Below are 21,746 nucleotides of genomic sequence, written 5' to 3'. Positions count from 1 at the left end.
GGCAACGACACTGGCAGCAACCCGCACAAAACCGCCGCCACCGCGCCCGAGACAGCAACGACAGCCAGCAACTCACCCATCCGACGGCAGCAGCGTCCATGGCCCACAACGGCGAGCAGCACCGCACCGAGTGGCGACCGCCCGAAGACAGGCACCCGCCGGCACCACGCCCGGAGCAGCAACGACAACCGGCAACCCACGCATCCGACGGCAGCAGCACCCACGGCACACAGCGGCGAGCAACAACAGGCAGAGCAGCAACGCACCCGCCGACACCACGCCCGGAACAGCAACGGCAACCGACAACCCGCGCGTCCGACAGCAGCAGCACCCACGGCACACAGCGGTGAGCAGCAACGGGCAGAGCAGCAACGCGCCGACCGAAAGCCACCCGACGACAAGCAGCCGCCGGCACCACGCCCGGAACAGCAACGACAACCGACAACCCGCGCGTCCGACAGCAGCAGCACCCACGGCACACAGCGGCGAGCAACAACAGGCAGAGCAGCAACGCACCCGCCGACAACCACCCGACGACAAGCACCCGCCGGCACCACGCCCGGAGCAGCAACGACAACCGGCAACCCACGCATCCGACGGCAGCAGCACCCACGGCACACAGCGGCGACCACTCGAAGGCGACCTTCGCCGGGGCAGCACCGCAAACCGACCCGCCGCGGCAGGCACCACCTACGCCTCGACGCCGAGGTGCGTCAGTGCGGACACCGCCTCGGTGACATCCCCGACCGCCCGAAGGCAGGCACCACCTACGCGTCGACGCCGAGGTGCGTCGGTGCAGACACCGGCTCGGTCGATCTCCGACCGCCCGACGGCAGGCACCTGAAGACAGGCACCTGTCGGACCAGGCCCCATGGCAGCGGTGGCGACCGAGACGTCAGGCGTCCATGGGGCCAGGCTCCCGCGGGATCAGACGCCCGCGGGGTCAGGCGTCTGCGGGGTCAGGCGTCCGCGGGAATGGGGGCTGCGGGGGTGGCGGGATCGGGTTCTGTGGGTTGGGCCAGGGCGCGGGCGGCGTCGGGGCCTTCGGTGAGAAGGACTTCGAAGGCGGCTTCGTCGAGAATCGGGACCTTCAGGGTGGCGGCCTTCTCGGCCTTGGAGCCCGGGGACTCGCCGACGACGACGAAGTGCGTCTTCTTGGAGACGGAGCCGGAGACCTTGCCGCCGCGGGAGGTGACGGCCTCGGTGGCCTGGTCGCGGGAGAAGCGGTCGAGGGAGCCGGTGACGACGACGGTGATGCCGTCGAGAGGGCGGGGACCGGAGGCGACCTGCTCCTCGACCATGCGGACGCCGGCGGCGGACCAGCGGTCGACGATCTCGCGGTGCCAGTCGACGGTGAACCAGTCGCTGACGGCGCGGGCGATGGTGGGGCCGACGCCCTCGACGGCGGCGAGCTGCTCCGGGGTCGCGGTGGCGATGGCCTCCATGGAGCCGATCGAGTTGGCCAGGGCCTGGGCGGCGGTGGGGCCGACGTGGCGGATGGAGAGGGCGACCAGGACGCGCCAGAGGGGGCGCTCCTTGACCTCCTGGAGGTTGACCAGCAGCAGCTGGGCGGTGCTGCTGAGCGAGCCGTCCTTGTTGACGAAGAAGGGGGACTTGGCGAGCTTGTCGGCGTCGATGTCGAAGAGCTCGGCCTCGTTGGTGAGGACGGACTCGAGGAGGGCGGCGGCGGACTTCCAGCCGAGGGCCTCGATGTCCAGGGCGTTGCGGCTGGCGAGGGCGAAGAGGCGCTCGCGGAGCTGGGCCGGGCAGGAGCGGGCATTGGGGCAGCGGATGTCGACGTCGCTCTCCTTCTCGGGAGCGAGCGCCGTGCCGCAGGCCGGGCACTGCGTCGGCATGACGAAGGCGACCTCGCTGCCGTCGCGGCGGTCGGCGACAGGGCCGAGGACCTCGGGGATGACCTCGCCGGCGCGGCGGACGACGACGGTGTCGCCGATGAGGACGCCCTTGCGGACGACCTCCTGCGCGTTGTGCAAGGTGGCCTGCTCGACGGTGACGCCGCCGACGAAGACGGGCTCCATGACGGCGAACGGGGTGACGCGGCCGGTGCGCCCGACGTTGACCTCGATGCCGAGGAGCTTGGTCATCGCCTCCTCGGGCGGATACTTGAAGGCGATCGCCCAGCGGGGCGCCTTGCTCGTGGAGCCGAGGCGGCGCTGGATGGACATCTGGTCGACCTTGACGACGACGCCGTCGATCTCGTGCTCGATCGCGTGGCGGCGGGCGCCGAAGTCGGCGATGTAGGACCGCACGCCGGCGAGGTCGTCGAAGACCTTCCAGCGCGGGGAGGTCGGCAGCCCCCAGGCGTGCATCAGCTCATACGCCTCGGACTGTGAGCCCGGGTTGAACCCCTCCCGGGCGCCGAAGCCGTGGACCAGCATGCGCATCGGGCGGGACGCGGTGATGCGCGGGTCCTTCTGCCGGAGGCTGCCGCTGGCCGCGTTGCGCGGGTTGGCGAACGGGCGCTCGCCGGCGGCGACCTGAGCGGCATTGACCTCCTCGAAGCCGGCGAGGGTGAAGAACACCTCGCCGCGGACCTCCAGCAGGTCGGGCAGGTCGGTGCCGGTGAGGCGCTCCGGGACGTCGGCGATGGTCCGCACGTTGAGCGTGATGTCCTCGCCGGTGCGGCCGTCGCCGCGGGTGGCGGCACGGACCAGGCGGCCGCGCTCATAGGTGAGGTTGACGGCGAGACCGTCGATCTTCAGCTCGCAGAGGTAGCGCGGGGCGCTGCCGGCGTCGCGCTCGATGCGCTGGACCCAGGCGGCGAGGGCGTCGTCGTCGAGCGCGTTGTCGAGGCTGAGCATGCGCTCGGCGTGCTGGACGGGCGCGAACTCGGTGGAGAACGTGCCGCCGACCCGCTGGCTGGGCGAGTCGGGGGTGACGAGCGCCGGGAACTCGGCCTCCAGCGCCTCCAGCTCGCGCATCAGGCGGTCATAGACCGAGTCGTCGACGGCCGGCGACTGCAGGATGTAGTACCGATACTGATGCTCGTCCAGCTCGCGGGCCAGCTCGGTGTGCCGCTCGCGCGCTTCGAGGGTGGGCTCGGTCCCTGCGTCGTTCATGCCACGAACTTACCGCCCGGGTACGACAAAAACGGCTACAGATGGTCCGTGAGCCGCCGGCCGGCGTCGCGCAGGGCACGCAGCACCTTCACCGGCGGCACCGAGAGCCCGCACGGCGGCGTGACGACGACCTGCGCCGGCAGCGAGCTGAGCGGGAACCCAAGCTTGCGCCACAGATCCGTCACGGTCGCAGCGGGCGTAGGGCCGGTGACGCCGGCGAAGAGCCCCGAGCCGCCGTCAAGAAGCTCGCCGAGCGCGTCCAGGTCGGCGACCAGCGACAGGTCCACCGCGACCGCCGCCGCCCCGGCCTCACGCAGGAGCGCGAAGGGCACACCGGGGGCGCAGCAGTGCACGACCACCGGCACGCCGGCCGCCGAGAACACCGACGACAGCGCTGACCGTGCGACGGAGACGTCCACGGAGCGCAGCGTGCCGTACCCGCTCTCCGTCGGCACCCGCCCGGCCAGCACCGCGGGCAGGGACGGCTCGTCGACCTGCAGCAGGATCGTGGCGTGCGGCAGCCGGGCCCGCACCGACGTGACGTGCGCGCGCACGCCGTCCGCGAGGGAGTCGGCGAGGTCGCGCGCGGCACCGTGGTCGCGCAGGACCGCCCCGCCGATCGGCAGCTGCAGTGACGCCGCGAGCGTCCACGGCCCGGGCACCTGGATCTTGAACGTGCCGGCGAACGAGGACGCCAGCTCGGTCATCGTGTCGAGATCGCGCTCGAGGAAATCCAAGGCCACCCGCAGGTCATGGCCGGGCCGGGAGGCCACGCGCCAGCGCCCCGCGTACAGCTCGATCGGCAGCTCCGTCAGCAGCGCGCCGCCCCTGCCGATCATGTCGGCGCCGGGGCCGCGGGCGGGCAGCTCCGGCAGGTGGGGCAGGTCCGGCAGCTCGCCGAGCACGATCTTCTGCGCCTCGACGATGTCGGTGCCCGGCATCGAGCCGATCCCGGTGGCGGAACCCACCGGCCAGGGGAATGTCATGAGGTTTCCGAAATGGTCGCCGAGCCGAGCACGATGTCGCCTTCGTCGGAAGGCTGGTAGCAGACGATCGCCTGCCCGGCGGCGACGCCACGAGCGGGCGAGCGCAGGGAGGCCGTGAGGGACGAGCCGTCGAAGACGACCGAGGCGGGGAAGACGGACCCGTGCGCCCGGAGCTGCACGGAGCAGTCCAGAGCCGACACCGATCCGTGCCACACCGGCCGCGCGCCCACCACGGTGGACACCTCGAGCGCGGACGCCGGCCCGACCGTCACCGTATTCGTGGCGGGTGTGATCGAGAGCACGTAGCGAGGGTTACGGTCGGGCGCCGACACCCGCAGGTCGAGCCCGCGGCGCTGGCCCACCGTGTAGGCGAACGCCCCCTCGTGCTGCCCGATGACCGCCCCGGTGGTGGCCTCCACGATGTCGCCGGGCCGGGACCCCAGCCGGTCGGCGAGGAATTTCCGCGTGTCGCCGTCGGCGATGAAGCAGATGTCGTGACTGTCCGGCTTGTCCGCCACGGCCAGACCGCGCGCGGCGGCCTCCTCGCGGACGGCGGCCTTCGTGGAGTCACCCAGCGGGAACATCGCCCGGGACAGCTGCGCGGCCGTCAGCACCGCCAGCACGTAGGACTGGTCCTTCGCGTAGTCGACGCTGCGGCGCAGCAGCCCGTCGGCGCCAAGCCGCGCGTGGTGACCGGTGACGACCGCGTCGAAGCCGAGCGCCACCGCCCGGTCCAGCACCGCCGCGAACTTGATCTTCTCGTTGCACCGCAGGCAGGGGTTCGGCGTCCGCCCGGCCGCGTACTCGGCGACGAAGTCGTCCACGACCGAGTCGTGGAACTGCTCGGCCATGTCCCACACGTAGAACGGGATCCCGATCACGTCCGCGGCGCGCCGGGCGTCGCGGGCGTCCTCCAGGGTGCAGCAGCCGCGGGCGCCGCTGCGATACGTCTGCGGGTTGCGCGCCAGGGCGAGGTGGACCCCGGTCACGTCGTGACCGGCCTCGGCCGCCCGCGCGGCCGCGACCGCCGAATCGACCCCACCTGACATCGCCGCGAGCACTCTCACAGCACGAGCCTACCTAGAAGCGCGACTTGACCGCGCCCGCCCGGCGGGCGCGCTCGACCGCGCCGGGCAGCACGGCGACGAGCGCGTCGATGTCGGCCCCGGTCGACGTGTGCCCGAGGGTGAACCGCAGCGACGAGCGGGCCTCCGCGTCGCCGGCGCCCATCGCTATCAGTACATGCGACGGCTGCGCCACACCGGCGGAGCAGGCCGACCCGGTCGAACACGCGATGCCCTGCGCGTCGAGCAGGAGCAGCAGCGCGTCGCCCTCACAGCCCGGGAACGAGAAGTGCGCGTTGCCCGGCAGGCGGTCCTCGGGGTCGCCGTTGAGGATCGCGCCGGGCACGGCGGAGCGGACCCGGGCGACGAGGTCGTCACGCAGGCGGCCGATCCGCTCAGCGGTCTCGCGCTGGGTCTTGACCGACAGCTCGACCGCGACGGCGAGCGCGACGATCCCGGGCACGTCCAGGGTGCCGGAGCGCACGTCGCGCTCCTGGCCGCCGCCGTGCAGCAGCGGCGTGCAGGCGACCTCGCGGCCGAGCAGGAGCGCGCCGACGCCGATCGGGCCGCCGAGCTTGTGCCCGCTGACCGTGAGCGCGGCGGCGCCGCTGGCGGCGAAGTCGACGGGGACCTGCCCGACGGCCTGCACCGCGTCGGTGTGGAACGGCACCCCCGACGAGGCCGCGAGCTCCGCCAGCTCAGCGACCGGCTGGATCGTGCCGACCTCGTTGTTGGCCCACATCACGGTGGCGACCGCCACATCGTCGCCGGACACGGCGTCCGCGAAGTCGGCGACGGAGACCCGGCCCGACGAGGAGACCGGCAGCCACGTGACCGCCGCGCCCTCGTGCTGCTCCAGCCAGGTGACCGCGTCGAGCACCGCGTGGTGCTCGACGGAGCTGGCCACGATCCGGTTGCGCCGCGGGTCCGAGGCCCGCCTGGCCCAGAAGATGCCCTTGGTGGCGAGGTTGTCGCTCTCGGTGCCGCCTCCGGTGAAGATCACCTCGGATGGCCTGGCGGCGAGCGCGGCGGCGATCTGCTCGCGCGACTCCTCCACCCGGCGGCGGGCCTGGCGGCCGGAAGCGTGCAGCGACGAGGCGTTGCCGACTGCACGAGCCGCGGCGACGAAGGCGTCGAGCGCCTCCGGGAGCATCGGCGTGGTGGCGGCATGGTCGAGGTACGACATCGGACCCAAGCCTAACGGCCGTCCGCTCCTTACCGCTCCGCCGGTTGCGCGGCTCTCACCACGTTGTCACGGTAGTGGCGGCCCTTCGCGTCGATCTGGCCACCGCACGTGACGAAGGCGCGCCGGCGCGGGTGGAGCATCGCCCCAGCGGGGCGGCCCTCTCGGCGAAGATCTCCCGCGCCACGACGGTGGACACCCGTCGCGTTCCGTCACCGCCGGCGCGCCGCCCGGAGCCCAATTCGCGCAGTCTGAAAACGCGCTCGCCAAAATTGCCGGGCCCGAACCGCATCCAGCGCCCCCTTCCGCGCCGAACATGAAGACGGAAGTCCTCCATGAGATGGGATAGCTTCAGGACGTGCCTGTGCGATGGCGACAACCTCGGTGAACCGGTGAGTGCCGGGCACCCAGCCGACGGCGACGACGGCTTCGCCGAGCTGTTCCGCGCCGGTGACGAGCGCGCGCTGCGGCAGGCGTATGAGCGGTTCGGGCCGGCCGTGTTCCACCTCGCCGCCCGCGGGCTGGCGAGCCCGACGGACGCCGAGGACGTCACGCAGGCCACGTTCGTCGCGGCGTGGCTGGGCCGGGAGAGCTTCGACCCCACCCGCGGGTCGATGCTCGGCTGGCTGCTCGGGATCGCCCGGCGCAAGGTCGTCGACCAGATCCGGGCGACGGCCCGCGACGACCGGATCACCGACTCGGTCCGCCGGCTCGCGCCCGCCGTCGAGGTCGAGGCGCCGCCGGACCGGGTCGTCGACCGGCTGGTCGTCGCCGACGAGATGGCCCAGCTGCCCGGCGAGCAGCGGCGGGTGCTGGAGCTGGCGTTCTACGACGACCTGACCCACCAGCAGATCGCGGCGGTCACGGGACTGCCGCTGGGCACGGTGAAGAGCCACCTGCGGCGCGGGATGGCGAGGCTTCGCAGTCGATGGGAGGTGGACGGTGTCACATTTGGAGCCCGAGCGGCTGGTGCTTCTGGCGCTCGGTGAGGAGACCCTCGACCAGCACGAGACCGGCCACCTCGACACCTGCGGGCGGTGCCGCACCGAGGTGGACGAGCTGCGCGACGTCGCCGGCCTCGGCCGTCAGACGCAGCGGCTGCGCGACCTGCCGCCCCCGCCGGAGCACGTCTGGCAGCGGATCCGGGCGGAGCTGGCGGCGACCGACCGGGCCACGCCCCCACCCGCGGTGACGCTGCACACCGACCCACCCTCGACCGCACCACGTCCTCGTGTTGCTTCAGCGGATTCTGTACGCCCTGCGGACAGCCCCGTCCGTCGTCGGCACGGCTGGCGGGTCACCGCCGCTGTCGCGGCGGCGGCGGCCGTTCTGGCCGCGATCGCCGCCGCGGCCGGGACGGCGCTGGTGCTGCGGGACGGGCCCGCGGCCCCGGCCGTCGCCTCCTGCCCGGCCGGCTCCCCCAGGGTGTCGCTGGAGGCGCTGCCGGGCGCACCGGCCGGGGCGGGCGGCTACGCCTGCCTCGTCAGCGTCGACGGGGAGCGGAAGCTGTTCGTGCACGCCGAGGGGATGCCGACCCAGCCGGACGGCGACTACGAGGCCTGGCTGCTCGACTCGACCAGCCTGCAGGCCCCCGCGCCACGCATGCAGGCGCTCGGCGTGATGGGTGCGAAGCCCGACCAGCAGCTGACCGTGCCCAGCACCCTCGACCTGAGCAGGTTCAACATCGTCGACATCTCCGCCGAGCCGCACGACGGCGACGCCACCCACTCCGGCAAGAGCCTGCTCCGCGGCACGCTGCGCTAGTCCTGGCCGCTCGAGGTCTTCCCCGAGCACGGAAAGCGCCGCCCACCGGAGACGGCGGGCGGCGCTGTGCCGGCAGTGGGCTACTTGCGCTTGCGGATCTCCTCGGCGGCCTGCGGGACGACCTTGAACAGGTCGCCGACCACGCCGAAGTCGGCCAGCTCGAAGATCGGCGCCTCGGGGTCCTTGTTGACCGCGACGATCGTCTTCGACGTCTGCATGCCGGCCCGGTGCTGGATCGCGCCGGAGATGCCGAGCGCCACGTACAGCTGCGGCGACACCGTCTTGCCGGTCTGGCCGACCTGGAACTGGTGCGGGTAGAAGCCCGAGTCGACCGCCGCCCGGGACGCGCCGACGGCGCCGCCGAGCAGGTCGGCGAGCTCCTCGACGAGCTTGAAGTTGTCGGCGCTGCCGACGCCGCGGCCACCGGACACGACGATCGAGGCCTCGGCGAGCTCCGGGCGTGCGCCCTTCGCCTCGACCTTGCGCTCGACGACCGTCGCCAGCTTGTCCTTGTCGGTCAGCGCGACCTCGACCTGCTCGACCGACGGGGTGGCCGGCGAGGGGGTCGGGGTGAGCGAGTTGGGCCGGACCGTGACGATCGGCAGGCCCTTGCTGACCTTCGACTTCACGATCGTCGAGCCGGCGAAGACGACCTGCGTGGCGACACCCTCGGCGTCGAGGGCGACGACGTCGGTGAGCAGCCCGTTGTCGAGCTTGACGGCGACCCGACCGGCGATCTCCTTGCCCTCCTGGCTGGAGGCGACGAGCACCGCGGCGGGCGACACGCGCTGGATCAGCGACGCGAGGACGGTGGCCTTGCCGGCCACGAGATAACCGTCGAGGTCCTCGCTCTCGGCGGCGTAGATCTTCGACGCGCCGAACTCGCCGAGCTTGTCGGCCACCGACGCCGCCGAGCCGCCCAGGACGACGGCGGACACGTCGCCGAGGGTCCGGGCCAGGGTCAGCATCTCGAGGGTGACCTTCTTGACGGTGCCCTGGGAGGCCTCGACGACGACCAGTACTTCAGCCATGGTTTCGAACTCCCTTAGACGAACTTCTCGGAGGCCAGGTACTCGACGAGCTTGCTGCCGCCGTCGTCACCCGCGTCGATCTTGTTGCCGGCCTGGCGGGGCGGGCGCTTGCTGTGCTCGACCACGGTGCTGGTCGCGCCTTCGAAGCCGACCTCGCCCGCGGCGATGCCCAGGTCGCCCAGCGACAGGGTCTGCAGCGGCTTCTTCTTGGCCGCCATGATGCCCTTGAACGACGGGTAGCGCGGGTCGTTGATCGTGTCCCACACGCTGATCAGGGCCGGGGTGGAAGCGGTGACGACCTCGTAGCCCTCGTCGGTCTGCCGCTCGATGGTGACCGAGGTGCCCTTCTCGATGGTGACCTTGCGGGCACCGGTCAGGGCCGCGATCCCGAGCCGCTCGGCGATCATGTGCGGCATCACCTGCACGCGGCCGTCGGTCGACTCGGCGCCGCAGATGACCAGGTCGGCCTGCTGCTGCGCGATGGCGGCGGCGAGCACCTTCGAGGTGGCGACGGCACACGAGCCGTGCAGCGCGTCGTCGACGACGTGGACGGCGGAGTCCGGCCCCATCGACAGGGCCTTGCGGATCGACTCCGTGGCACGGTCGGGGCCGACGGTCAGGACGACCACCTCGCCGCCGTGCGCCTCCTGGAGGCGCAGCGCCTCCTCGATAGCGTATTCGTCCATCTCGTTGATCACGTTGCTGGCCGACGCGCGGTCGACGGTGTTGTCGTCAGAGCGCAGGTTGCGGTCCGCGCCGGAGTCCGGCACCTGCTTGACGAGTACGACGATCTTCATCGTGGTCCGAGGTCCTCCTGCTTGACAGTCGCCGCGCCATCGCGGCCGACTTGCGCCCCACGTTACGGCTCATCCTGGTCGGGAACAGGCTCGCCTCCTGTAGGTTACTCAAGAGTAGGTTCGAAAGGCCGGTGAAAAGTGTCACCAGAGCGCTCACCCTGAAGTAGGGGTGGGTGAAATGTCACAGAACACCGGACTTGTCGAGCCAGCACGTGAGCTCTCCGCGGCGGTCGCCCAGCACGCTGCGGAAAAGGTCACACACCGTCGCTGCGAGGCGCCGAACGAGCACTGGTGCACGTGCGGCCATCCCCGCGAACGCTGCGTGACCGAGACCATCCGCGCGCTCTGGCACATGCCGGTCTGACCGCTGTCGCCGCCCGCAAGCCACCACCGGGCGCTGTCGCCGCCCGCAAGCGACCACCAGGCGCTGTCGCCGCTCGTTCAGGCGGCTTCAGTCGTCGGCCATGACCGCGGCGACCTCGGTGCGCGCCGCTCGCCGGGCCGGCAGCAGCGCGGCGCCCGCACCGGCGACCGCGGCGATGACGACGTAGAGCAGCAGCTGGCCGTACGGCACGACGGGGTTTCCGTGGCCGAACTGGCGGATCAGCCCGACCGACGCGGCCACGCCGACCAGGACGCCGAACCCGACGCCGACCACCGCGCCGACGAAGGCCATGAGCATCGCCTCGAGCACCAGCATCCCGCGCAGCTGGCCGCGGGACAGCCCGAGCGCCCGCAGCAGGGCCGACTCCCGGGTGCGCTCCAGCACCGACAGGGCGAGGGTGTTGGCGATGCCCGTCAGGCCGATCACGATCGACATGCCCAGCAGCGCGGAGAACACGCCGAGCTGCTCGTCGAGCGTGCCGGTGATCCGGGCCCGCCACTCGGCCTGGCTGCTGACCTGGGTGAGCGGCGCCTCCTTCAGCGAAGCGTCGACCGCGGCCCGCGAGCTGGCCGGCGCGACCCCCTCGGCGGCCTTGACCAGCACCTGGTCGGGGTCGCCGGCGCCGAACACGGTCGCGTAGTCGCTCCAGTCCAGCAGCGCCTGCCCGTCGGTCGGCGCGTCGTCGTACAGTGCCGCGACGGTCAACGTGAGGGTGCGGACCTGCACGGAGGAGCCGACCCGGGCACCGATCGCGTCGGCGAAGAACCGGTTGAGCGCGACCGTGCCGGGCTTGAGCGCGCCGGCCGAGCCCGCGGTGATCTCGGGGCGCAGCACGGTGTCGAGGGCGCCGGGCTCCATCGTCCAGATCTCGGTGTACCGGCCGTCGACGTCGCCCTCGCGGCTGCGGGCGGCGGCGACCGCGGCCAGCTCGCTGCGCGAGCGCAGGGTCGTCGTCACGGCCAGGGGCACCTTCCGGCTCTGCCCGTTGGGCGTGTAGACGCCACTGATGATGTAGTCGACCGCGAAGTTCTCGTCGAGCTCCTGCTCGGCCTGCGCTCGCGCGGTCGCCAGCAGCACGCTGAAGACGCTCATCAGCGCCAGGCCGACCATCAGGGCGCTCGTGGTGGCCGCGACCCGCTTCGGGTTGCGCAGGGCGTTGGTGACCGCGAGCCGACCGGCGGCGCCGAACACCTTCGCCGGCGCCCAGCCCGCCCACGCCGTCAGCCGCGACACGATCAGCGGCGCCGCGATCACGATGCCGGTGAACACGAGGATGGCGCCCAGGAACACGATCGGCACGCCGCTGAACCCCGGCACCCTCGTGCCGGCGAGCATCAGCAGGCCACCGGCGACCGCGGGCACCCCGGCCAGGACGATGCGCAGCAGCCGCCGGCCGGGCGCGACCTCGGCCAGGGCGGTGGTGCGCAGCGCCGCGATCGGCGGGATGCGGCTCGCGGTCGCGGCCGGCAGCAGCGACGCGATCACCGTGAAGAGCGTGCCGGCGAAGACCCCGACCAGCACGGTGGTGGGCGTGACGATCAGCCGGTCGACGCGGACCCCGCTGCCGACGGTGTTGCGCCCGATCAGCAGCCCTTCGCCGACCACGGTGCTCACCAGCAGGCCGCCGAGGGAGGCGACGACGCCGACGACCACCGCCTCCAGGATCACCGAGCCGAACAGCTGCCGCCTGGACGCGCCGACGCAGCGCAGCAGCGCCAGCTCCCGGATCCGCTGCGCGACCAGGATCGCGAACGTGTTGTAGATGACGAACACGGAGACGGCGAGCGCGATCAGCCCGAAGCCGAAGATCACGATGAGGAAGCCGTCGACGTACTTGGCGGCGGCCACGGCGTACTCGGCGCGCATCTGCGCACCCGTCATCACCCAGGCCCGGCCGCCGAGGGCCGACTCCAGGCGGCCGGCGAGCTCGTCCTGCGACACGCCCGGCTGCGCGGACACGACGACCTGCGCGAAGCCGTCGGCGCCGGTGAGCGTGCGCATGTCCTCCCGCGTGAGCGCGGCGACGGTGAATCCCGCGAAGCGCTTGTTGGCGCCGAGATCCATGATGCCGACGAGGGTCAGCGCGACCGGCTTCTGGTCGGGGCCGACCACCGACACCTGCTCGCCGACCTTGAAGCCGTAGATCTCCGCGGTGGTGTCGTCGACCGCGATCTCGCCGGGGCGCTGCGGCTGCCGGCCGGTGCCGATGTCGTACATCGACAGGTGATCGTCGCCGGGGGTCGACAGCGCCCAGCCGATCCGGCCCAGGTAGGAGATCAGGCGGCCGTTCCGGTCGAGCATGGGCAGCCGCTCGGCCATCCTGCCGTCGGCATGCGCGACGCCGGGCACCGCCTTGATCTCGTCGACGATGCCGGTGTCGAAGCGCTGCCCCGACTCGCTGAACCCGGACGAGCCCACGGACGCGTCGACGTGCTTCGCGGCGCGCGCGAGATCGTCGTAGAAGGCGGCCTTGGCCGTATCGCCATAGACCAGGGTGCCGGCGAGGAAGCCGACACCGATCATGATGGCGGTCGCGGTCAGCAGCAGCCGGAGCTTGTGCGCCCGGAGCCCGGCGAGAGTTGTTCGCAGCATCGGCCGCGACTGTACCCAGAGCAGCTGAGGGGAGTCTGACAATGGTGTCGATGTGGGCAATCATCCTGCGCTGGTTCGACCCCGACGAGGTGCGCTCGGTCGGCACCACGCCCGACTACCGCTTCTCCCTGGCCAACGAACGCACGTTCCTGGCCTGGTTGCGCACGGCGCTCGCGCTGGTCGGCGGCGGGCTGGCGGTCGCGCAGTTCCTGCCCGGGCACCGGTTGCGGATCGTCGTCGCCGTGTCGCTCTTCGCGCTCGGCGGGCTGGTCGCGGTCCGCGCGATCGACCACTGGGCCCGCAGCGAACGGGCGATGCGGCTGGGTGAGGCGCTGCCACCGTCGCGCTTCCCCGGCATCCTGGCGCTGATCGTCGCGGTCGGTGCGGTCGCGCTGCTGGTGGCGACGTTCCTGTGACGCCCTTCGGCACCTCCGCGAGCCGGCCCGCCCCCGACGACGGCGACCGGCCGGACGCCGTCACCCCGCACACAGCGCAGCCGTCGAACGGCGGCCCGCCGGACGCCGTCACCCCGCACACAGCGCAGCCGTCGGACGGCGACCCGCCGGACGGCGGCCCGCCGCGCACGGTGCAGCCGTCGGACGACGGTCCGCCGGGCGCGCAGCTGGAGCGCACCATGCTCTCGTGGCGCCGCACGACCGTGTCCTTCACCGTTGTGGCGCTGCTCCTGGCGAGGTTCGCCGTGATCGAGGCACCCCGACCGGTCGCCTTCGCCGCGGTCGCCGCCGTCGGCCTCACCTGGGCCCTCGCGATTCACCTCATCAGGATGAGAATCGCCGGGCTCACCCGCCCTGTGCGCCGCACGCTGCCTCTCGTCGTCACGCTCATCCTCCTGTACAGCGTGACGGGCACCCTCTTGCTGGTGTCATAGGGCGCTCCACTGCGTCATGATGGCGAAATGGGACGTGCGCTGCCCTTTCTCATCGTTCTCGTCGCGACGCTGGTCGCGTTGATCGACTGCCTGTCCACGGACCGCGACGACACCCGGGGTCTGCCCAAGGTCGTCTGGTGTCTCGTCATCCTGCTGCTCCCCGTCGTCGGCGTGATCGCCTGGTTCTTCGCGGGTCGCCCGATCACGACCGAGCAGCACGCCGGCGTCGCCGCGGGCGGGGCCCGCCGCCGGCCGTCGAGGCCCGTCGCTCCTGACGACGACCCCGAGTTCCTGCGCAACATCGACACCACCCGCGCCCGCGACGACGCCGAGCTCCTGCGCCGCTGGGAGGAAGACCTCAAGCGCCGCGAGGAGGAGTAGCCCGCGGCGCCTCCGGAGCGTCAGCCTCGGGGGCGTCCGGTGCGACCGGTGGCTCCAGTAGCGCCGGCTCCTTCGGTACGCACAGAGTCAGCGCGGCGGGCGCGATCCGGGCCACGAGCAGTCGGGCCGGCGCGACCACGTCGCCGTCCAGCTCGCGGGCCTGGTCCTGGTCGGTGTGCACCTCGACCTTCCGCGCCCGGAAGGTCTCCAGCTGCCGGGTCCCGCCCCGGCGCATGACCACGCCCCAGCCGAGCTGGATCCAGTCGGTGATGTCGCGCGGGGTGAGGACCGCCACGTCGAGCCAGCCGTCGTCCGGCCGCGCGTCCGGCAGCAGCGGGATCCCGCCCTGCAGGCGGCCCACGTTGGCGACGAGCACGCTGCGGGCCCGGCGGCGGATCCAGCGGCCGCCGTCCAGCCGGATCCGCATCAGGACCCGTTTGCGGTGCAGCCTCCGGACGCCCGCCGCGACGTACGCCAGCCAGCCGAAGCGGCGCTTCGCGGTGTCTGGGGTGGCGTCGAGCATCTCCGCGTCGAAGCCCATGCCCGCCATGACGGTGAACGTGCCGGGGTGCCCGGTGCTGGTGTCGGCGCCGTCCACGATCCCGACGTCGATGCGGCGCCGGTCGCCGTGGATCGCGACCTCGACCGCGGCCCGCACGTCGCGGGTGACGCCCAGGTTGGTGGCGAGCAGGTTACCGGTGCCGGACGGGACGAGAGCCAGGGCGACGTCCGTGCCGGCGAGCACCGACGCGACCGCCATCACGGTGCCGTCGCCGCCGCAGACGAGCACCACGTCGACGCCGGCCTCCACCGCCTGGACCGCCATCCCGCAGCCGGGGTCCTCGGGGGTGGTGGTGAGCCACAACGGCTCCGGCCAGCCCGCCGCGCCGAGCAGGTCGCAGATCTCCCTGCGCCGCTCGTCCAGGTCGATGACCTTCGACGGGTTGACGATGATCGCGCTGCTGGTCACGCCGCCACCTCCGCTGCGCTCCGGCGCCGGCCCGACCCGACCCGCAACACCGGTGAGCGGCCCAAGCCGCTCCGCTGGCCGCTCACGCCGCCGCCTCCACTGCACTCCGGCGCCCGCCCGACCCGACCCGCAACACCCGTGAGCGGCCCAAGCCGCCCCGCTGCCCGCTCACGCCGCCGCCTCCGCTGCGCCCCGACGCCCGCCCGACCCGACCCGCAACACCCGTGAGCGGCCCGGGCCGCTCCGCTGGCCGCTCACGTACCCACCTTGCGGAAGCGCGCCTGGAAGAAGCAGTACACACCGAACGCCGCGACCCCGAGAGCGACCGCGAGCAGGAGGAACTTGCCGAACGGCTGGGCGGCGAGCGTGTGCAGCGCGGCGTCGAGCCCGCGGGACTTGCCGGGATCGTTGGTGATCGCCGCCTGGAGCAGCAGGACACCCACGATGCCGAACGCGATCCCCTTGGCCACGTAGCCGATCTGGCCGGCCCTGGTCGCCGTCTTACGGGTCTTCGGAGCCGCGGCGCCGAAGACCAGCTTCCGCTCGAACTTGCGCTTCCACCCGTACCACAGCATCCCGACACCGAAGGCGAGCACACCCAGCCCGATCAGCCCCACCAGCCAGGCCCCGGCCGGCTTCGCCATGATCCCGGCGGTCACCTGCTCCTGCTGCTTGGCGCTGGAGGACGGCGCGCCGGTGATGACCTTGCCGGCGGTCCACGCGAGGGCGGCGTAGATCACGACGCGCCCGGCCGAGGCGACCCGCTCCCAGACGCGCTCCTTGCCCTGCACGTCACGGTGACCCCAGATCGCGAGGGCGACCTGCCAGAGCGCGAGCGCGACCAGGCAGATGAGCACGAACCACAGCAGCAGCTTGCCGAACGGCTGCTCCGCGAGCTTCTGGAAGGCGCCGGACTGGTCGCCCTCCTGACCGGCCTGGCCGAAGGCGATCTGTGCCGCCACCCAGGCGAGCGCGAGGTGCAGCAGGCCATATCCGACAAACCCGACCTTGGTCAATTTCTTGAACAGGTCGCTCTGCGTGGCGCGGTGTGCTGTATCGGTGGCGGTCATGTTCTCGTTTTCCCCCGACTGGGCATGCTGGCAAACGTGAGCACGCAGAGAACCGCCCTATGGCGCATGGCCGGCTTCGGCGCCGCCGCGCTGCTGTTCAGCCTCCTGATCATCGCCGTGCGCGTGCGCTGGGTGCCGCTGGAGTCGGTCGACCGGGGCATCGCCGAGCGCCTCAACGAGGCCGTCGCGCCGAGTGACTTCCTGGTGACGCTCATGGGCGGCATCAGCAGGATCGGCAGCTTCGGCGTCATGGCCTGGCTCGTCGCGATCGGCACGACGCTCGTGCTGGTCCGCAAGCAGTACAAGCTCGCCGCGTTCCTGGTGGCGACCACCGTCGGCGGCCTCATTCTCGACCCGACGCTCAAGCTGGCCGTCGGCCGGCTGCGGCCGGTCGTCGAGCAGCCCGTCGCGCACGGCGGCGGCAACAGTTTCCCCAGCGGCCACTCGCTCAACTCGCTCATCTGCTACACGGCGCTGCTGCTGGTGTTCCTGCCGGCGGTGCGGCCCCGCTGGCGCAGGCCGGCGATCATCGCGGTCGGCTTCGTCGTCGCGCTCGTCGGGTTCAGCCGGCTGGCGCTCGGCGTGCACTTCCTGTCCGACGTGATCGGCGGCTGGTCGCTCGGCATCGCCTGGCTCGGGCTGTGCGCCACCGCGTTCGAGCTGATCCGGCACCACGAGGGCCTGCGGGTCACCGAGCCCCTCCAGGAGGGCCTGGAGCCGGAGGCCGCCGAGGACCTGCGCCCCACCGAGCCGCACGAGCACCGGCCGGGCACCGCGCGGAGTCTCGCGCTGGGCGTCGTCGCCTGGGTCTTCACGTTCGGCACGCTCGTCGCGGTCGGCCTGCCCCTCGCCCGGCACCGCGACGGCAACGGCAACGTCCTGTGGGACTCGACGATCCCGCACTGGTTCGCCGCGCACCGCAGCGACGTCCTCGGCCACGTGACGATCGTCGGCAGCGAGGTCGGCAACACCCACGCGATCCTCGCGATCGGCCTCGTCATCGGCGCCGTTTCCCTCGCCGCGATCCGCCGCTGGCGGCCGGTGATCTTCCTGGTGGCGGTCATGTTCGGCGAGCTGAGCCTGTTCCTGGCGAGCGCCGCGATCGTCGGCCGGGCCCGCCCCGACGTGGAGAACATGGACGGGCCGATGCCGACGTCGAGCTTCCCGTCCGGGCACGTCGCCGCCACGATCCTGATCTGGGCGACCGCGGCCGTGCTGGCCTTCCCGCGCATCCGGGCCTGGTGGCGGTGGGTGCTGCCGGTGCTCGCGGTCGCGATGCCCCTGTGGGTCGCCGTTTCGCGCATGTACCGGGGGATGCACCATCCGACCGACATCGTCGGCAGCATCCTCCTGTCCGCGTTGTGGCTTTCGGCGATGTACTGGCTGGTCAAGCCCAACTGCGACCTGGCCGAGCGGCCGTGCGAGGACGACCTGCCGGAGCCGGTCAGCGACCTGCGGGACGCTCCGGACGCCTCCGTCTCCAAGACGGCGGGTGCGTCACGATGAAGGCGGACTGGTTCCTCACGGAGGAGGAGCGGGGCAACCCGCACACCAGAATCACAGCGTGGACCGACGGCAACGCCGTCCGGCCGCTCATCGACGGCAAGGCCTACTTCGCCGAGCTGTACGCCGCGATCGAACGGATGGAGCGCGGCGACCTGCTGCTGTTCACCGACTGGCGCGGCGACGTCGGCCAGAAGGTCACCAGGAACGGCCCGTCGATCGGCGAGGTGCTGTGCGACGCCGCCCGCCGCGGCGTGCGCGTCAAGGGGCTCATCTGGCGCTCGCACTGGAACGCGCTGCAGTTCAGCGCGGCGGAGAACCGGCGCTTCGCCCGGAAGATCCAGGCGGCCGGCGGCGAGTGCCTGCGCGACATGCGGGTCCTCGCCGGCGGTTCGCACCACCAGAAGCTGGTCGTCCTGCGCCACCCCGGCCGGCCGGAGCTGGACCGCGCGTACGTCGGCGGCATCGACCTCTGCCATGGCCGCCGCGACACCCAGTCCCACGAGGGAGACCCGCAGGCGGTGGCGATCACCCCGAAGTACGGCAAGCGCCCGCCGTGGCACGACGTGCAGCTGGAGCTGCGCGGCCCGGTGGTCGGCCAGGTCGAGGCCACGTTCCGGGAACGCTGGGAGGACCCGTCGGCGCTGTCGCGCAACCCGCTGCACTGGTTCCAGGACAAGGTCGAGGACGAGAACCTGGACCCGGACCGGCTGCCGCCGCAGCTGCCCGACCCGCCGCCGGCCGGCTCGCTCAGTGTGCAGCTGCTCCGGACGTACCCCTACCGGCGCGGCGGCTACCCGTTCGCCCCCGACGGCGAGTTCAGCGTCGCCCGCGGCTACGGCAAGGCGGTCCGGCGCGCGCGGCGGCTGATCTACCTGGAGGATCAGTACCTCTGGTCGCCGAAGGTCGCCAGCTGCTTCGCCGACGCGCTGCGGGAGAACCCGGGGCTGCACCTGATCGCCGTCGTCCCGCGCCATCCGGACAGGCCCGACAAACTGGGCAGCATGCCGCAGCTGTACGGCCGGGAGCGCGCCCTCGCCATGCTCCGCGAGGCGGGCGGCGACCGGTTGCACGTCTTCAGCCCGGAGAACGCCGCCGGCACCCCCATCTACGTGCACGCCAAGGTCTGCGTCGTGGACGACACCTGGGCCACCACCGGCTCCGACAACGTGTCGCTGCGCTCCTGGACCCACGACTCGGAGCTGACCTGCGCGGTCCTCGACCCGGCCGGGAACTACGCCCGCGACCTGCGCGAACGGCTGTGCAAGGAGCACCTGGAGCTCGACGAGCTGCCCGACGGCCCGATCGAGGAGGTCTTCGACGCCTCCGCGAAGGCGCTGCAGGCGTGGCACGACAGCGGCCGGATCGGACCCCGCCCACCCGGGCGGCTGCTGCCCTACCGCCCGCCGCGGGTCCCACGCCACACCGCCACCTGGGCACGTGTGGTGTACAACACCATTCACGACCCGGATGGCAGGCCACGGCGGCTGCGCCGGGAGGGTGCCTTCTGAGCGTTTTGCGCCGTTCACCAAGCTGTCTTGTCGGCATGCTCATATTGCGCGATGACAGCGTGGCAGCTCGCCTGCATCGACATGGCGGGGACGACGGTGCGGGACGACGGCCTGGTCGAGCAGGCCTTCACGGTCGCCTTCGCGGGCGAGGGCGTGGCCCCCGGCACCCCGCAGCACGAGCGGATGCTCGCCGTCGTCCGCAAGACGATGGGCCAGAGCCGCATCGAGGTCTTCCGCCTGCTCCTCGACGGTGACGAGAAGCGCGCCCAGGCCGCCAACGAGACCTTCGAGGAAGCCTACGGCCTGCTCGTCGACGAGGGTGCCGTCCTGCCGATCCCCGGTGCGCTGGAGGCCATCAAGACGCTCCGCACGGCGGGGATCAAGGTCGCCCTGACCACCGGCTTCGCCCGCGGCACCCAGGAAGCCATCATGGACGCCCTGGGCTGGTGGGGCCAGGTCGACCTGGTCCTCTCCCCCGCCGACGCCGGCCGCGGCCGCCCCTTCCCCGACTTCATGCTGGTCGCCGCCCTGAAGCTCGGCGTCGAGGACGTCCGTCGCATGCTCGTCGTCGGCGACACTCCGCTCGACCTCATCGCCGGCCGCCGCGCCGGCGCCGGCCTCCTCGTCGGTGTCCTCACCGGCGCCGGCGACCGCCAGGCCCTCCAGTCCTCCGGCGCGGACGAGGTGATCGGCTCGATCGGCTCACTCCCCCGCCTCCTCGGCCTGGAGTAACCCCGCCAAGGCCCGGGCGAGTGGTCGTCGCTGGAGCGACACAAAGCCTTCCGGATCACGAGATCGGTGCCGACCAACGCCCAGCGGACTGCCGACGCCACGTGATCCCCATCCCGGAAGACCCTGTGCACCTGTGACCGCACAAGGTCTTCCGGAGCACGGGACCGCTAGGCGAGGTTGGACGAGCGCGGGTAGGCGTCCTCCGGGTCGGTGAGCACGTTGACCAGGTACGGCACCCCCGAGGCGAACGCCCGCTCGAAGGCGCCCGCGAGGTCGGCCGGCTTCTCGACGGTCTCGCCGGCGCCGCCGAGGGCCTTGACGACGTCGTCGTAGCGGAGGCCTGGCTGCAGGTCGGCGGCGACGTCGTAGCCGTAGATGTTGCGCATCGGGTGCTTCTCCAGGCCCCAGATGCCGTTGTTGCCGACCACGATCACGACGGGCAGCTGCTGGCGGACCAGCGACTCGACGTCCATCAGCGAGAACCCGGCGGCGCCGTCGCCCATCAGGACGCAGATCTGGCGGTCCGGATACGTCACCCTGGCGCCCATCGCGTAGCCCATGCCGGTGCCGAGGCAGCCATACGGCCCCGGGTCCAGCCACGTGCCCGGCTGCGACGGATGGAGGTACTTGCCCGCGTAGGAGACGAAGTCGCCGCCGTCGCCGATCGTGACGGCGTCGTCGGCGAGGACCTTGCGGAGCTCGCCGTAGACCCGGCTCGGCTTGATCGGATCGGTGTCGGCCTCCAGGGCCTGCTGCTCCTTGGCCCGGCCGGCGTCCTCCGCGGCCCGCAGCGCCTCGATCCACTCCTCGTGGTCGGCGACGAGCCCGCCGTACGCCGCGAACGCCGCCAGGATCGCGCGCAGGTCGCCCGACGGAGCGGCGGCCGGGGTGATGTGGCCGGCCCGCTGCGACGGCGCGTCGGTGACGTGCACGACCTGCGCGCTGCCGAAGTCGCCGAACCCGAGCCGGAAGTCGAGCGGGGTGCCGACGACGGCGATCACGTCCGCGCCGCCGAACGCCGCCTTGCGTGCCCGCGAGAACGCCAGCGCGTGCGACGGCGGCAGCGTGCCCCGGCCCATGCCATTGGCGAACACGGGGATCCGCAGCGCCTCGGCCGCCTCCCGCAGCGCGCCGGTCGCGTGCCCGGCCCACACGTCCGAGCCCGCGATGATCACGGGCCGCTGCGCGGCGGCGAGCAGCTGGACCGCCCGCGCGACCTCGTCCGGATCGGGCTCCTCGTGCGGCACCGCCGGCGCGGGCGCCAGCTCGACGCCGTCCGCGTGCGAGAACACCACCTCCAGCGGCACGTCCACGAAGACCGGGCCGCGGTGCGGGGTCAGCGCGGCGAGCGCCGCCGCCTGCACGCGGGCATAGATCTCGTCCGTGGCGAAGATGGTCTCCGCGTGCTTCGTGACCGCGCGGACGATCGGCAGGTGATCCATCTCCTGCAGGCTGCCCGAGCCCCAGCGGATCTGTGGCGCCCTGCCGCCGATGACGACGACCGGTGCGCCGTTGAACGACGCGCTGGTCAGCCCGGACACGCCGTTGGTGACGCCGGGCCCGGCCGTCAGGACGGCAAGGCCTGGGCGGCGCTGGAGCTTGGCGACGGCCTCCGCCGCGAACACGGCGGACTGCTCGTGCCGCACGTCGACGATGCGCACGCCGTTCTTGTGCGCCGCGTCGTACAGCGGGAACACGTGCGCACCGGAGAGCGTGAACAGCTCCTCGACCCCGAACCCCCGCAGTGCCGCGAGAGCCAGGTCCCCGCCGTGCCCGTCCATCTGCGTCATGCACCCTCCTCGATCAGC

The 21,746-nt window shown here is 72.4% G+C and carries 18 protein-coding genes; 8 read left to right on the top strand and 10 right to left on the bottom strand.

Annotated elements, in window-relative coordinates; all coding sequences use genetic code 11:
- Positions 1 to 959 precede the first annotated feature (959 nt).
- The 4 genes from ligA to ACFY3L_RS07930 are packed head-to-tail and all read right to left on the bottom strand — an operon-like array spanning position 960 to position 6,316.
- Positions 960 to 3,080 (bottom strand): NAD-dependent DNA ligase LigA, encoded by a 2,121-nt coding sequence (gene ligA, locus ACFY3L_RS07945; protein ID WP_389319929.1) that lies wholly within the window; start codon positions 3,078 to 3,080, stop codon positions 960 to 962.
- A gap of 35 nt (positions 3,081 to 3,115) precedes the next feature.
- Entirely contained in the window at positions 3,116 to 4,066 is a 951-nt protein-coding gene (locus ACFY3L_RS07940) for a methionine synthase (RefSeq protein ID WP_389319926.1), read from the bottom strand.
- Positions 4,063 to 5,133 carry a tRNA 2-thiouridine(34) synthase MnmA gene (gene mnmA / locus ACFY3L_RS07935; protein ID WP_389319923.1) on the bottom strand — a complete coding sequence of 357 codons (1,071 nt, stop codon included), beginning with the start codon at positions 5,131 to 5,133 and terminating at the stop codon, positions 4,063 to 4,065. Before mnmA ends, ACFY3L_RS07940 begins: the two co-directional genes overlap by 4 nt.
- A gap of 13 nt (positions 5,134 to 5,146) precedes the next feature.
- Entirely contained in the window at positions 5,147 to 6,316 is a 1,170-nt protein-coding gene (locus ACFY3L_RS07930) for a cysteine desulfurase family protein (protein ID WP_389319920.1), read from the bottom strand.
- 389 nt (positions 6,317 to 6,705) lie between these two features.
- On the opposite strand from ACFY3L_RS07930, the gene ACFY3L_RS07925 reads away from it, so the two are divergent.
- Both ACFY3L_RS07925 and ACFY3L_RS07920 read left to right on the top strand, forming a co-directional pair.
- The gene (locus ACFY3L_RS07925; protein ID WP_389319917.1) at positions 6,706 to 7,302 is read left to right on the top strand and encodes an RNA polymerase sigma factor; all 597 of its coding nucleotides are present in this window, start codon (positions 6,706 to 6,708) and stop codon (positions 7,300 to 7,302) included.
- Entirely contained in the window at positions 7,256 to 8,077 is an 822-nt protein-coding gene (locus ACFY3L_RS07920) for an anti-sigma factor (RefSeq protein ID WP_389319914.1), read from the top strand. Before ACFY3L_RS07925 ends, ACFY3L_RS07920 begins: the two co-directional genes overlap by 47 nt.
- An 80-nt stretch (positions 8,078 to 8,157) precedes the next feature.
- On the opposite strand, the gene ACFY3L_RS07915 is transcribed toward ACFY3L_RS07920, so the two are convergent.
- The 3 genes from ACFY3L_RS07915 to ACFY3L_RS07905 all read right to left on the bottom strand — a co-directional run bounded on the left by ACFY3L_RS07915 (position 8,158) and on the right by ACFY3L_RS07905 (position 12,882).
- On the bottom strand, positions 8,158 to 9,108 hold the full coding sequence (locus ACFY3L_RS07915; protein ID WP_389319911.1) for an electron transfer flavoprotein subunit alpha/FixB family protein: 951 nt from the start codon (positions 9,106 to 9,108) through the stop codon (positions 8,158 to 8,160).
- A gap of 14 nt (positions 9,109 to 9,122) precedes the next feature.
- A complete protein-coding gene (locus tag ACFY3L_RS07910) occupies positions 9,123 to 9,905 on the bottom strand; it encodes an electron transfer flavoprotein subunit beta/FixA family protein (protein ID WP_389319908.1) in 783 nt (260 codons plus the stop codon).
- Between the two features lie 451 nt (positions 9,906 to 10,356).
- Complete coding sequence (locus ACFY3L_RS07905) at positions 10,357 to 12,882, bottom strand: ABC transporter permease (RefSeq protein ID WP_389319906.1); 2,526 nt, start codon at positions 12,880 to 12,882, stop codon at positions 10,357 to 10,359.
- Positions 12,883 to 12,932: 50 nt separating this feature from the next.
- Between ACFY3L_RS07905 and ACFY3L_RS07900 the strand changes: the two genes are divergently transcribed.
- The 3 genes from ACFY3L_RS07900 to ACFY3L_RS07890 are packed head-to-tail and all read left to right on the top strand — an operon-like array spanning position 12,933 to position 14,152.
- Positions 12,933 to 13,298, top strand: coding sequence for a YidH family protein (locus ACFY3L_RS07900; RefSeq protein ID WP_389319904.1), 366 nt, complete (start codon positions 12,933 to 12,935; stop codon positions 13,296 to 13,298).
- Positions 13,295 to 13,771 carry a DUF202 domain-containing protein gene (locus ACFY3L_RS07895; protein WP_389319902.1) on the top strand — a complete coding sequence of 159 codons (477 nt, stop codon included), beginning with the start codon at positions 13,295 to 13,297 and terminating at the stop codon, positions 13,769 to 13,771. Before ACFY3L_RS07900 ends, ACFY3L_RS07895 begins: the two co-directional genes overlap by 4 nt.
- 27 nt (positions 13,772 to 13,798) lie before the next feature.
- Positions 13,799 to 14,152 carry a PLD nuclease N-terminal domain-containing protein gene (locus ACFY3L_RS07890; protein ID WP_389319899.1) on the top strand — a complete coding sequence of 118 codons (354 nt, stop codon included), beginning with the start codon at positions 13,799 to 13,801 and terminating at the stop codon, positions 14,150 to 14,152.
- Here the strand turns inward: ACFY3L_RS07890 and ACFY3L_RS07885 are convergent.
- Both ACFY3L_RS07885 and ACFY3L_RS07880 read right to left on the bottom strand, forming a co-directional pair.
- Complete coding sequence (locus tag ACFY3L_RS07885) at positions 14,130 to 15,122, bottom strand: diacylglycerol/lipid kinase family protein (RefSeq protein WP_389319896.1); 993 nt, start codon at positions 15,120 to 15,122, stop codon at positions 14,130 to 14,132. The genes ACFY3L_RS07890 and ACFY3L_RS07885 overlap by 23 nt on opposite strands.
- Before the next feature lie 254 nt (positions 15,123 to 15,376).
- Positions 15,377 to 16,192: a DUF1206 domain-containing protein gene (locus ACFY3L_RS07880; protein WP_389319893.1), complete on the bottom strand. Its 816-nt coding sequence runs from the start codon at positions 16,190 to 16,192 to the stop codon at positions 15,377 to 15,379.
- A gap of 36 nt (positions 16,193 to 16,228) precedes the next feature.
- On the opposite strand from ACFY3L_RS07880, the gene ACFY3L_RS07875 reads away from it, so the two are divergent.
- From ACFY3L_RS07875 to ACFY3L_RS07865, 3 genes are read left to right on the top strand one after another with little or no spacing between them, the layout of a single operon-like run.
- On the top strand, positions 16,229 to 17,698 hold the full coding sequence (locus ACFY3L_RS07875; RefSeq protein ID WP_389319890.1) for a phosphatase PAP2 family protein: 1,470 nt from the start codon (positions 16,229 to 16,231) through the stop codon (positions 17,696 to 17,698).
- Positions 17,695 to 19,206 (top strand): phospholipase D family protein, encoded by a 1,512-nt coding sequence (locus ACFY3L_RS07870; protein ID WP_389319887.1) that lies wholly within the window; start codon positions 17,695 to 17,697, stop codon positions 19,204 to 19,206. Before ACFY3L_RS07875 ends, ACFY3L_RS07870 begins: the two co-directional genes overlap by 4 nt.
- Positions 19,207 to 19,257: 51 nt before the next feature.
- The gene (locus ACFY3L_RS07865) at positions 19,258 to 19,938 is read left to right on the top strand and encodes a phosphonatase-like hydrolase (RefSeq protein ID WP_389319884.1); all 681 of its coding nucleotides are present in this window, start codon (positions 19,258 to 19,260) and stop codon (positions 19,936 to 19,938) included.
- A 167-nt stretch (positions 19,939 to 20,105) separates the two neighbouring features.
- Here the strand turns inward: ACFY3L_RS07865 and ACFY3L_RS07860 are convergent, their stop codons facing one another.
- Positions 20,106 to 21,728 (bottom strand): acetolactate synthase, encoded by a 1,623-nt coding sequence (locus ACFY3L_RS07860; protein WP_389319881.1) that lies wholly within the window; start codon positions 21,726 to 21,728, stop codon positions 20,106 to 20,108.
- Between the last annotated feature and the right edge of the window lie 18 nt (positions 21,729 to 21,746).

Origin of the sequence: Dactylosporangium sp. NPDC000521 (assembly GCF_042898305.1) — a bacterium.
In the GTDB taxonomy this organism is placed as follows: Bacteria; Actinomycetota; Actinomycetes; order Mycobacteriales; family Micromonosporaceae; genus Dactylosporangium.
Note: the sequence above shows the minus strand (reverse complement) of the source record. Positions and strands in the feature narration are given on the sequence as shown.

What these genes read in the sequence shown, in the direction of transcription:
- ACFY3L_RS07940 (WP_389319926.1), bottom strand. Translation starts at nt 4,066, where the DNA reads ATGACATTCCCCTGGCCGGTGGGTTCCGCCACCGGGATCGGCTCGATG.
- ACFY3L_RS07865 (WP_389319884.1), top strand. Translation starts at nt 19,258, where the DNA reads ATGACAGCGTGGCAGCTCGCCTGCATCGACATGGCGGGGACGACGGTG.
- ACFY3L_RS07905 (WP_389319906.1), bottom strand. Translation starts at nt 12,882, where the DNA reads ATGCTGCGAACAACTCTCGCCGGGCTCCGGGCGCACAAGCTCCGGCTG.
- ACFY3L_RS07890 (WP_389319899.1), top strand. Translation starts at nt 13,799, where the DNA reads ATGGGACGTGCGCTGCCCTTTCTCATCGTTCTCGTCGCGACGCTGGTC.
- ACFY3L_RS07915 (WP_389319911.1), bottom strand. Translation starts at nt 9,108, where the DNA reads ATGGCTGAAGTACTGGTCGTCGTCGAGGCCTCCCAGGGCACCGTCAAG.
- ligA (WP_389319929.1), bottom strand. Translation starts at nt 3,080, where the DNA reads ATGAACGACGCAGGGACCGAGCCCACCCTCGAAGCGCGCGAGCGGCAC.
- ACFY3L_RS07930 (WP_389319920.1), bottom strand. Translation starts at nt 6,316, where the DNA reads ATGTCGTACCTCGACCATGCCGCCACCACGCCGATGCTCCCGGAGGCG.
- ACFY3L_RS07910 (WP_389319908.1), bottom strand. Translation starts at nt 9,905, where the DNA reads ATGAAGATCGTCGTACTCGTCAAGCAGGTGCCGGACTCCGGCGCGGAC.
- ACFY3L_RS07900 (WP_389319904.1), top strand. Translation starts at nt 12,933, where the DNA reads ATGTGGGCAATCATCCTGCGCTGGTTCGACCCCGACGAGGTGCGCTCG.
- ACFY3L_RS07880 (WP_389319893.1), bottom strand. Translation starts at nt 16,192, where the DNA reads ATGACCGCCACCGATACAGCACACCGCGCCACGCAGAGCGACCTGTTC.
- ACFY3L_RS07870 (WP_389319887.1), top strand. Translation starts at nt 17,695, where the DNA reads ATGAAGGCGGACTGGTTCCTCACGGAGGAGGAGCGGGGCAACCCGCAC.
- ACFY3L_RS07860 (WP_389319881.1), bottom strand. Translation starts at nt 21,728, where the DNA reads ATGACGCAGATGGACGGGCACGGCGGGGACCTGGCTCTCGCGGCACTG.